The organism is Candidatus Dactylopiibacterium carminicum (genome assembly GCF_014736495.1).
Classification (GTDB): Bacteria; Pseudomonadota; Gammaproteobacteria; order Burkholderiales; family Rhodocyclaceae; genus Uliginosibacterium; species Uliginosibacterium carminicum.
Genome location: NZ_MDUX01000084.1, coordinates 1 through 10063, shown reverse-complemented (window position 1 = coordinate 10063; position 10063 = coordinate 1). Strand labels below are relative to the sequence as shown.

Annotated in this window: 13 protein-coding genes; 3 read left to right on the top strand and 10 right to left on the bottom strand. The window is 61.9% G+C overall.

What is annotated here, in order from left to right; translation table 11 throughout:
• From BGI27_RS16635 to BGI27_RS16620, 4 genes are all read right to left on the bottom strand, one after another.
• A partial coding sequence (locus BGI27_RS16635) for a transposase (RefSeq protein WP_141239830.1) occupies window positions 1-107 on the bottom strand: 107 nt, incomplete at its 3' end.
• A 212-nt stretch (window positions 108-319) separates the two neighbouring features.
• Window positions 320-718 (bottom strand): ketopantoate reductase family protein, encoded by a 399-nt coding sequence (locus BGI27_RS16630; protein WP_223871879.1) that lies wholly within the window; start codon window positions 716-718, stop codon window positions 320-322.
• Window positions 624-1250, bottom strand: a complete 627-nt coding sequence (locus tag BGI27_RS18935) for a ketopantoate reductase family protein (protein WP_095525921.1) — start codon at window positions 1248-1250, stop codon at window positions 624-626. Before BGI27_RS18935 ends, BGI27_RS16630 begins: the two co-directional genes overlap by 95 nt.
• 92 nt (window positions 1251-1342) lie before the next feature.
• Window positions 1343-1633, bottom strand: a complete 291-nt coding sequence (locus BGI27_RS16620; RefSeq protein ID WP_095525920.1) for a putative quinol monooxygenase — start codon at window positions 1631-1633, stop codon at window positions 1343-1345.
• A 197-nt stretch (window positions 1634-1830) separates the two neighbouring features.
• Between BGI27_RS16620 and BGI27_RS16615 the strand changes: the two genes are divergently transcribed.
• Window positions 1831-2055 carry a ParD-like family protein gene (locus BGI27_RS16615; RefSeq protein ID WP_095525919.1) on the top strand — a complete coding sequence of 75 codons (225 nt, stop codon included), beginning with the start codon at window positions 1831-1833 and terminating at the stop codon, window positions 2053-2055.
• Window positions 2055-2876 (top strand): type I methionyl aminopeptidase, encoded by an 822-nt coding sequence (gene map / locus BGI27_RS16610; RefSeq protein ID WP_095525918.1) that lies wholly within the window; start codon window positions 2055-2057, stop codon window positions 2874-2876. Before BGI27_RS16615 ends, map begins: the two co-directional genes overlap by 1 nt.
• Before the next feature lie 62 nt (window positions 2877-2938).
• On the opposite strand, the gene BGI27_RS16605 is transcribed toward map, so the two are convergent.
• The 3 genes from BGI27_RS16605 to BGI27_RS16595 form a co-directional block, all read right to left on the bottom strand.
• Window positions 2939-3898: an alpha/beta hydrolase gene (locus tag BGI27_RS16605; RefSeq protein ID WP_095525917.1), complete on the bottom strand. Its 960-nt coding sequence runs from the start codon at window positions 3896-3898 to the stop codon at window positions 2939-2941.
• A 13-nt stretch (window positions 3899-3911) separates the two neighbouring features.
• The gene (locus BGI27_RS16600) at window positions 3912-4202 is read right to left on the bottom strand and encodes a DUF2218 domain-containing protein (protein WP_223871878.1); all 291 of its coding nucleotides are present in this window, start codon (window positions 4200-4202) and stop codon (window positions 3912-3914) included.
• Between the two features lie 80 nt (window positions 4203-4282).
• Complete coding sequence (locus BGI27_RS16595; protein ID WP_095525915.1) at window positions 4283-6301, bottom strand: TonB-dependent receptor domain-containing protein; 2019 nt, start codon at window positions 6299-6301, stop codon at window positions 4283-4285.
• A gap of 128 nt (window positions 6302-6429) precedes the next feature.
• On the opposite strand from BGI27_RS16595, the gene BGI27_RS16590 reads away from it, so the two are divergent.
• Window positions 6430-7428, top strand: a complete 999-nt coding sequence (locus BGI27_RS16590; RefSeq protein WP_170943088.1) for a helix-turn-helix domain-containing protein — start codon at window positions 6430-6432, stop codon at window positions 7426-7428.
• 6 nt (window positions 7429-7434) lie between these two features.
• Here the strand turns inward: BGI27_RS16590 and BGI27_RS16585 are convergent, their stop codons facing one another.
• From BGI27_RS16585 to BGI27_RS16575, 3 genes are all read right to left on the bottom strand, one after another.
• Window positions 7435-8484 (bottom strand): sugar kinase, encoded by a 1050-nt coding sequence (locus BGI27_RS16585; RefSeq protein ID WP_095525913.1) that lies wholly within the window; start codon window positions 8482-8484, stop codon window positions 7435-7437.
• 157 nt (window positions 8485-8641) lie between these two features.
• Window positions 8642-9700 carry an alkene reductase gene (locus BGI27_RS16580; protein ID WP_095525912.1) on the bottom strand — a complete coding sequence of 353 codons (1059 nt, stop codon included), beginning with the start codon at window positions 9698-9700 and terminating at the stop codon, window positions 8642-8644.
• Window positions 9697-10063, bottom strand: a 367-nt coding sequence (locus BGI27_RS16575) for an ArsR/SmtB family transcription factor (RefSeq protein WP_317984307.1), incomplete at its 5' end; no start/stop codon positions are given. The genes BGI27_RS16580 and BGI27_RS16575, both read right to left, overlap by 4 nt.

Sequence of the window (10063 nt, the reverse complement as noted above, 5' to 3'; positions counted from 1 at the left end):
ATGCTCACATCCAGTCGCCCGGCAACGTCCGCAACGCTATGTCCGCGATCGGTCACTTGCTTGACCGCTTCAATCTTGAACTCTTCCGTGTATCGCTTGCTACTCATAGACACCTCCACTTGGTTGCCAGCTTAAGGCTTCGAAGTGTCTAGTGAACCGGGGGCGATTCATACAGGGTGATGAGAGGGCAAGCAATTACCCTCGTCTAAAGTCTTGTGATTCCAGTGGTCACCGGTTCGAACCCGGTATGTCGCCCCACCCAATAGAACAGCCCTGTGAGTGATCACAGGGCTGTTTGCTTTTCTGCCCGGGCTTCGGCTCAGGCCGTAGATGTGCGATTGCTCGCCTCCATTACCTTGATGAGGTCGAAAAGCGTCTGGTTCACAGGCGTGGGTACGCCATAGCGCTGTCCAAGCGCAATCACTGCGCCGCCGAAGATGTCCACCTCGGTTTCGCGCCCGGCCTCGATATCCTGCAGCATCGAAGTCTTGGCGCCTGGGGCGAGGGCGTCGATGATGCGCATGGCGCGATCCAGGTCTTCCTGTGTCAGGCCAATGCCTGCCGTTTGCGATAGGGCGACGACTTCCCGCATAGCCGTCAGAGTGACTGCCCGTGCATGGGCGTCATGATGGAAGGTGGAAAAAGGCGCGCGCAGTACAGCGGAGGTCTGGTTGACGCCTACGTTCAGCATGAACTTGGCCCAATGTGCGCGCAGCATGTCGGCGGGAATCTCGTGCGGAATGTCCGCCTGGTGGAAGAGTGCGGAAATCGCCTGCACGCGTTCGGAGTGCCGGGTGTTGTCCTGCTCGCCGAATACCACCCTGCCGATGTCGTGATACGTCACCGCGTGCCCCTCGCGGACGGCATCCATGTACACGTGGGTAGAGCACATGCTCGTGGCCGATGGCTTTACCGATGATTTCTTCGCTGGTGATGCCGTTCATCAAGGAAATCACGCTGGTGTGCGGGCCGATGAAGCCGCGCAGATCTTCCAGCGCCTGTGGCAGCTGACGTGCCTTGACCGCAACGAAAAGCAGATCTGCCGGCATGTCCGCGTTGCCCGGGCTCACAAACCTGAAGTCATACGGTCTGCCATTGACCACGGGCGGATTGGCCTGGAACGCGGCGATGCGACGCTTGTCGGCGATGATCCTCACCAGAGCAGGATCGAGGTCTTGCAGGCGGGCGGCGTATTTCAGCCCGATGGCGCCAAGGCCGATGAAATGGATGCGTTGCAGATCGGTGCTCATGCGGACAGATCCTGGAATTCGACGTTCAGAAAGCGAAGCCGGGGCGCCGGGAGCACGCCTGCTCCCGGTGGCTGGAGTCCGGGTCGCCGGTATCAGACCAGCGGTTCAAGCTTGGTCACGCTCAGTGCCGCACGACCTTCGAGTGCTTTCGCCAGCGCCAGGAATGCCGGCGCCTGGACGTGCTGTGTCAATGCGGCTTCGTCGCTCCAGCGTTCCACCATCACGAAGTTGTCTGGTTGTGCCAGGTCGCGATGCAGGGTGTATTGCTCGCAGCCCGCTTCCTTGCGGACCAGCGGCACGGCAATGCGCAGCGCGGCTTCAACGGCTTCCCTGTGTTGCGGGGCTGCGGTGATCGTGGCGATTACGGCAACGGGGGAACTCATGGGCTGACTTCTTGTGTGATGGTCATGTGACGGCTTCTGGCCGCCGACATGATGTGACGGGGAGGCCCCATTTTACGTTCCTGTAGGGTGCGGCCTCTTGATCCAGGGCGTTGGTAATTGGTGTTGACGGGTATTCGCACTTGCTTGATGCAGCAAATATACGGATCATATATGTTCCGTATAAAAGGAGCCCTCACATGGGTATCGTCAAGATTTCCGAGCAGATGCATGAGGCTTTGCGCCATGCCAGCGGGGCGTTGAGCCGTTCGATCAATGCACAGGCAGAGCACTGGTTGCGTGTCGGCATGCTGGCCGAGCTGAATCCCACGCTGAACTACAGCGAGATCTGCCGTCTGCTGCTCGAGCAGGAGAGTGCGCCTACCGCGGATGTGGGCCGGGATGAATTCGGGAAGGTGGCGTGATGCTCAAGCATAGACAGGTGCCGATCCGCTCGGCAGAAGAGGTCGCGATGGCCCGCCATGCGGGGGGGCTGGCTGCGCAGGTGCTGCGCATGATTGCGGAGCATGTACGCCCAGGGGTGACCACGGATGAACTGGATCGCCTGTGCCACGACCATATCGTCAATGTGCTGGGTGCGATTCCGGCCAACATCGGCTATCACGGCTATGAGAAGATGATCTGCGCTTCGGTGAATCACGTGGTCTGCCACGGCATCCCGTCCGGCAAGCGCTTGCATCAGGGGGACATCGTGAACATCGATGTGGCGCTGATCAAGGATGGCTGGTTCGGCGATTGCAGCCGCATGTATTTCGCCGGTGAGCCCAGCGTGCTGGCCAGGCGCCTGGTCCGCACGACCTACGAGGCGATGTGTGCCGGTATCCGGACGGTGAAACCGGGTAATACGCTGGGAGACGTCGGCCATGCGATCCAGACCGTGGCGCACCGGCAGGGATTCAGCGTGGTGCGTGAATACTGCGGGCATGGCATCGGGGATGTGTATCACGATGAGCCGCAGGTGCTGCATTACGGGCGCCCGGGAGAGGGGCTGCGCCTGGTACCCGGCATGGTCTTCACCATCGAGCCGATGATCAATGCCGGCAAAGCGGCGACCAGCACGTTGCCGGATGGCTGGACGGTGGTGACGCGGGATCGCTCGCTTTCCGCGCAATGGGAACACATGGTGGCCGTCACCGAAACCGGCTTCGAGGTGCTCACCGGCTGGCCGGATGGCTACGGAGATTATCCGGCCATCGAGCAGGCCGAGGTGCTTTCAGACGCCTGATTCGGCTGCCAGCACGGGCGAGCCCCAGGCCCGCCCGTGCTGAAAACCATCAATGTGCTCCGTCAGGGCGCGAAGGCAAAGGCCAGTACGTGGCGGGCGCCGTGCTGCAGCATGTCGTAGTGATCACTGCCGGGCAGATCGAATGTCGTGACCTGCGTGCCGGGTTTTTCCTGCAGCAACTGCGCGAAGCGGTGGACATTGTCGACCATGGTGCGCACCTGCAGCTGTTCACGGATATTTGCCGAGGCGAACTGCTCGGGATATTGCTCGTCACGACCGACGGTGATGGTCACCCGGACGGGCGCCGCTGCGAAATCCAGGGCTTTCAAGCGTTGCGGCAGCGCCTTGATGGTCTGGTGATCGGCAAACCAGAGCGACGGGCTGGCAGCCCAGTAACGCTGGAAATACTGCGGCTGGGTGCTCAGTGTGTGCAAGGTGAACAGGGCGCCGTAAGAGAAGCCGAACAGCGTGTGCCGTTGCGGGTCCATCGGGAAATATTCCGCCAGCAGTGGGCGAAGTTCTTCCGTGAGGAAGGCGAGGAAGGCTTCGGCACCGCCATGGCGGGGAGAGAGAAGGTCTCCCGTGGGGGCTTGCGGTTCAGGGGTGTAGTCCAGCGCACGAGCATCCACGTTGAAGGGTTCGCCGCTGGCGTAGCCGACAGCAACGATCAGTCCATCGCGTACCTGGCCGGCCGCGCGTTCACGCCAGGCATCGGCAACACGTGTCTGCTCGCGAGGCTGGCGCGGGCGGAAAGCTTCCATCGTCGGGAAACTGGCCAGCCCGTCGAGTGCCCACAGGACCGGATAGCCCGCCTTGGGCGCCGCGGAGAAGGGGATGCCCAGCAATACACGATAGCGTTGCCCGGTATGCCTGGATTCGATCTCGAAACTGGCACTTCGTGCCAGCTGGGCCGGGGACCATTCGGCAGGCAGCCGGGACAGGAAGCTGGGACCTTCGGCGTGGGCGATGGGCATGAGCAGGAACAGGGAAAGCAGCAGCAGGATTCTTTGTAGCGAAGGCATGGTGATTCTCGTCTCAGGCGTCTGTCCAGGAAATCCGGAGTTCCGGGTTGCGGGCCATCAGCGCCAGATGATGATCGACGATGCGGATCACCTGGGCCAGTTTTTCCTTCGAATCGGCACTGCACTGCAGTCGCAGGAGATCGCCTTCACGCTGGATTTCGCAATTGCCCGCCGGAAACTGTACGCGGGAATTCGAGTCGTCGAATTCGACCGGGACCTTGAGCGCGAAATGCTTGCTGAGCTTGTAGAGCACCTTGTCGGCGTTGGGCAGCGTGACGCTGCTGTGTTGAGGATACTGGGACACGGGCATCCTCTCGGGGCAGAAACGGAAAAAGGGGGAGCTTGCGCTCCCCCCGTGATTATCGCGCGTGACGTAGCTGGTTATCAGAAATCCGCAGTCACCGAGATGTAGTAACGACGGCTTTCCTCGTTGTAATCGTTGCTGCTGTTGCGCTCGACACCGCTGTTGTCGATGTTGAGCACGCCGCCGCGCAGCGTGATCAGATTATCCACGCGATAGGCTGCGGAGAGGTCGAAAGTCGCATAGTCCACCTTCTTGATGCCCGCAGAGTTGGCCGTGGGGGCGGTGGTGTACTGGTTGCCATTGAAGCGGCCGTTGCCGGCCAGGCTCAGGCGAGGATTGATCTGCCAGTCGGCCGTCAGGTTGGCCACATGCATGGGGCGGTTGATCAGGGCCAGCGGAGTCGCGCCGCTGAAGTTCTTGGTGTCCGTGTAGGTATAGCTGGCACGCACGCCCACTTGAGCCGTGATCTGACCACGCAGGGATGTTTCCACGCCTTTGCTGCGGACGCGGGCGATGTTCTGATAGGCAAAGATCGGCCGACCATCATTGAGCCAGCCGACGAAGTTGGGATAGGCCGGAGCAAGCGTCGCGTTGTTGGTGCGGCTGGTGATGTCGATCATGTTCTTCAGATCGGTATGAAAGGCCATCACGCTGCCGCTCCACTTGCCATACTCGGCTTGAAAACCGATTTCCCGGCTAGTGGACGTCTCTGGTTCCAGATCCGCGTTGCCGATGATGTAACAACCGGTCGTAGCACTGCCGCACGAGACAGAACCCCACTGTGGGCTGTTCTGCAGAAGGGTTGGTGCGCGGAACGCTCGCGCTACGCCGCCTTTGAAAGTCAGGCCGGGGAGGGCGTGATATACCAGATAGGCACGCGGGCTATTGTTGCCGCCGAACTTTTCATGATTGTCGTAGCGGTTGCCGAGGGTCAGACGCAGTTGATCATTTAGTTCAAGTTCATCTTCAAGGAAGAACGCGTGCTGTTGCACCGAGATTTCGGGGTCACTCCCATAGCCTGGTGAGCCCGGGGCTCCTGAGAGCAACTTCGGATCGTTCAGGCGCTCGCGGCGGACGTCGCCTCCCAGCGTCACAATCTGCGAGAAACCGAAATTGACGGGGAGTACGAGCTTTCCGTCAAGTGCTTCGGAGTTGGCTTTGTTCGGGTTGGTTTCCCCGGTCACGGTCCCGGATTTGTTGCGTGTCTCGTCGGCGTAGAAATTCACTTCACTGCTGCCGAAGCTATAGCGGCCTTTATGGCCCAGCGAAACGGCTTCGCGTTTGAGCAGGAAATGGTCGTGATCGCGCAGGCTGTAGTCGTAACCCGTGGTGATCTCGTGATCCTTGGCGGGCGTCCAGTTCAGCTTGGCACTGCCGTAACGGTTCTCGCGACGTGGAATTCCTGACTGCCCGCTGGTGTTGACCGCCTTGTCGGCATCACGCTTGTCGTAGCCGCCGGACAGGCTCAGGCCCAGCGTGTCTGCCACCAGCGGGCCGCGCAGCGAGAAATTGGTCGACATGCCGCCACCGGCCTCACCATCCTCGGCGTGCACCAGTTCCTGTTTGACCGAGCCGGCCCAGGTTTTGCCGACCTTGCGCGTGATGATGTTGACCACACCGCCGATGGCGTCCGAGCCGTACAGTGAGGACATCGGGCCGCGCACCACCTCGATGCGTTCGATATCGGCGACCGGAATCCAGCCGAGATCGTAGTCGTTGCCGCGGAACATTGCGTTGGTGGAGTTCACGCGCTTGCCGTCGATCAGGATCAGCGTGTAGGCCGCACCCAGGCCGCGCAGTTGTACGGTGGGCACGCCGTTGCCGTTGCGGTTCAGGGTGACACCCTCGACGCCGCCGAGGATGCCTGCCACGTCATTGAGCGGTTTCTTCTCCAGATCCTCGCGTGTGACCACGGCGATGCTGGCTGGTGCGTCGCGTAGTTCCTGTTCGCGATTGGAGGCTGTGACGACGATGGTCTTGAGTTCAGTGGCGGTTTCTCCGGTGCTGCTCTGGGCCAGGGCGATACCGGAAAGCGGCATGGTGCACAGGGCGAGCAGGACGGGGAGGCGACGCTGTGGGAAAGGGAGCTTGGTATTCATGCGGCAGACTTCCACGGTGCTTAGGTTGATAATGAGAATCGTTGTTATTTAAAATCCTGCGAAAGTGTCGCACGGGTGTATCAAGAGATGTTTTGCGTGAGGGTGAAAGACTTATGCGCCAGCTAACGATGTGCAGCGACACCGCGGATCACCTGTCGCTGGGGCCGAAGATCCTTCGCCATGAGCTGTTGGCGGCGGGACGAACGACGGGGGATTACCGGTTCCTGGATGTGCGTGAGAGCACCGGGGATGCGGTCTTGCAGGGCGCTTTCGTGATGAGTGAGCTGGCTCCGGGCTTGGGGATCCACACGGCGGCCGTGACCGACCTGTGCAGCCAGCGCAGCGAATCCGAAGTGGAAGTCGGGATGAAGATCGTGATGGTGGTCGAAGGCATGACGGAGGTCAGCTACGGCCATAGGCATCTCACACTGGGGCCAGCAGGCGGGCGCTGCGCGGGTGCCATCCTTTCGATGCGGGAGCGTGCTGCCTTCTCGCGTCACTGGTGCCGCGGGCGCAGGGAACGCAAGCTGGTGATTTCGCTGTCACCGGAATGGCTGGCAAGCAATTTCGAGGGCGACGCGAGCAGCTACGCCGAACGCGTGCGCGAATTCACCGGGCAGCATCTCGCCATGGCGGAGTGGCAACCCTCGGCACGTGCACAATGGATGGCGCGCGAGGTGATTGCACCGCCTGGATTGCCGGCAGGGCTGTGTCGTACTTACCAGATGGCGCGGAGCCTGGATATCGTCATCGAGGCCTTGGGCGTGATCGGTAGCGGTGAGGCGCTGGTGACGGCGCAAGCACACCGTCAGATGCTGGGGCGACGCCTTTGCGAACTGTTGCAGACACCGGCTGCAACGAGTCTTTCGATGGGGGATATCGCGCGGCAGGTAGGCAGCAACCCGGTCACGCTGCAGCAGATCGCGCGCGAGGCATTAGGCATGACGGTGTTCGAATACCTGCGCGAGCAAGGGCTGCTGCGCGCCCGGGCCGCATTGGCACAAGGGCAGGCCGTGGCGGCTGCGGCCACTCTGGCTGGCTATGCCAGCCAGAGCAATTTCGCCACGGCGTTCAAGCGGCGGTTCGGTATCACCCCCCGTGGCGCGCGGCCCATCGTCGTGGGGTGATCCTTCTCAACGGGAGATGCCGTCGCTGCCTTCGGCCTTCATCAAGGTCTTCACTTCATCGGCGGTGACCAGGTTGAAGTCGCCGTAGATGGTGTTTTTCAGCGTAGCGGCGGCCACTGCGAACTCCAGCGCGGAGGCGTCATCATCCGGGTAGTTGATCAGCCCGTAGATCATGCCGGCGGCAAAGGCGTCGCCCACGCCCACGCAGTCAACCACGTGGTCGATGGCATGCGTGCGCGCAGGGATCAGCTTGCCGGCCGCATAGAACAGGCCGGTGAGGATGTGGTGGTTGGCATCGAGCGTATTGCGCAGGGCGATGAAGAATTTCTTGCCCGGGCCGGAGCTTTTCTCCACTTCGGCGAAGAAGCGTGCATAGCTTTCGAGATCGATCGGTTCTTCTGCCGTGCGCACCTTGTAGCCCGGTGCACTGGATACGCCATAGGCCACCTTGTATTCGCTGGCGGTGCCGAAGAGCACGTCGGTGAGCGCGAGCATGGGCGCCATGGCTTCCTGCGCGGGCTTGCCGTATTGCCAGAGATTCTTGCGGTAGTTGAGATCACAGGAGACGGTGAGCCCCTTGCGCTTGGCGATCCGGAGCGCTTCCAGTGTGACGTCCGCGGTGTCCTGATTGAGGCCGGGGCCGATGCCGGACCAGTGAAACCAGCTTGCGCCCTCGAAGGCCTGCTCCCAGTCGATCATGCCCGGTTTGAGCGTAGAGAAGGAGGAGTTGGCGCGGTCATACACGACCTTGGAGACGCGTTGCGCGGCCGGATTCTCGTAGTAGTAGAGGCCGAGGCGGTCGCCACCGAACACGATGTGTCCGGTTCCCAGACCATAGGAGCGCAGCTCCCCCAGACAGGCTTCGGCGATGTCGTTCTTCGGCAGGCGGGTGATGAAGTCGCTCTGCAGTCCGAAGCGGGCCAGAGAGACCGCGCAGTTGGTCTCGCTGCCACCGAAGGTCGCCGCGAAGGTGTTGGTCTGTGAGAGCTTCAGATAGCCGGGTGGAGTCAGGCGAAGCAGCACTTCGCCAAAGCTGACGATGCGATGTTGATTCATGTGCGTCTTGTTTCCGGAGGAGGGTTGTTATGACTGCCTGTCGGCAGCCATACGGTGCCGAACTGTCAGACGCTATCACCAAATCCGCGCACATTGTTTGACCTGATCCCGGGCGCAGCTGCGGAGGGGGCCGGCGTTGGCCTGCCCCGGCCTTCCATTACGCAGCGTAGTCGACGTAGCCCAGGCGCGGGTCGTTCAGTCCGTAACCGTAGAAGGTCTCCGGTTGCGGTTTGTTCAGCGGTTTGCCGCTGGCCAGGCGCAGGGGCAGATCGGCGTTGGCGATGAAAGCCTGTCCCCAGGACACCGCGTCGGCTTCATCCCGGGCAAGCAGGGATTCCGCCGCGTCGGGCGTAAGCCCCTGATTGGCGATGTAGATGCCGCCGAAGGCTTGCTTGATGGCGGGGCCGAGTCTCGGCGCATCCTGAGATTCACGGGCAAACAAGAAAGCGACGTCGCGCTTGCCGAGTTCGCGTGCGAGGGCAGTGAAGGTGGCGAGCGGATCGCTGTCACCCATGGTGTGCGAGTCGCAGCGCGGGGCAATGTGATAGCCCACGCGGTTTGCGCCCCAGACGCCGATCACGGCATCGGCGACCTCCAGCGGCAGGCGCAGGCGGTTTTCAAGGCTGCCGCCGTAGCGATCGGTGCGCTGGTTGGTGCTGTCCTGCAGGAACTGGTCGAGCAGATAACCGTTCGCGCCATGGATCTCGACGCCATCGAAGCCGGCACGTTTCGCATTTTCCGCGCCCTGGCGATAAGCCTCGACGATGCCGGGGATCTCGTCGGTTTCCAGCGCGCGCGGCACCACGTAGTCGCGCATCGGGCGCAGCAGGCTGACGTGGCCTTGCGGTGCGATGGCACTGGGCGCGACCGGTAATTCACCCGCGAGATGATCCGGGTGGGAGACGCGGCCAACATGCCACAACTGCATGAAGATCCGCCCGCCGGCAGCATGCACGGCGCGCGTCACCTGCTTCCAGCCTTCGACCTGCGCCTCGCTCCAGATTCCGGGGGTGTCGGGATAACCAACCCCCATCGGCGTGACCGAGGTCGCCTCGGAAAGGATCAGACCGGCGCTGGCGCGTTGTGCGTAGTACTCGGCCATCAGGGCGTTGGGGACACGTCCGGCATCGGCGCGGCAGCGCGTCAGTGGCGCCATGACGATGCGGTTGGGCCAGACCAGGTCGCCCACCTTCAGGGGTTCGAACAGTTTGCTCATGTCTGATGCTCCAGGGGAGATTGCAGCGTGTGCTGCATGTGTTGCAGGAATGCCGAGATGGCCGCTTCGTCGCGGGTATAGAAAATCCATTGCCCGAGCTTGCGCGTACTCACCAGGCCCGCCCGCTGCAGGCAGGCCAGGTGGGCTGAAACCGTGGAACAGGAAAGGCCGGCCTTGGCGTGGATCTGGCCTGCGCACACACCGAATTCGAAGGAATGCGTCTGCCCGGGGAATTGCCCGGCGGGATCCTTCAGCCAGGTGAGGATCTCGCGCCGTGCCGGATGGGCAAGTGCCTTGATGATCTCGTCGAGTAGGGAGGGGGGAGAAACCGGACGGGGTGCTGGGGGTGAAAACGGCCGGAAA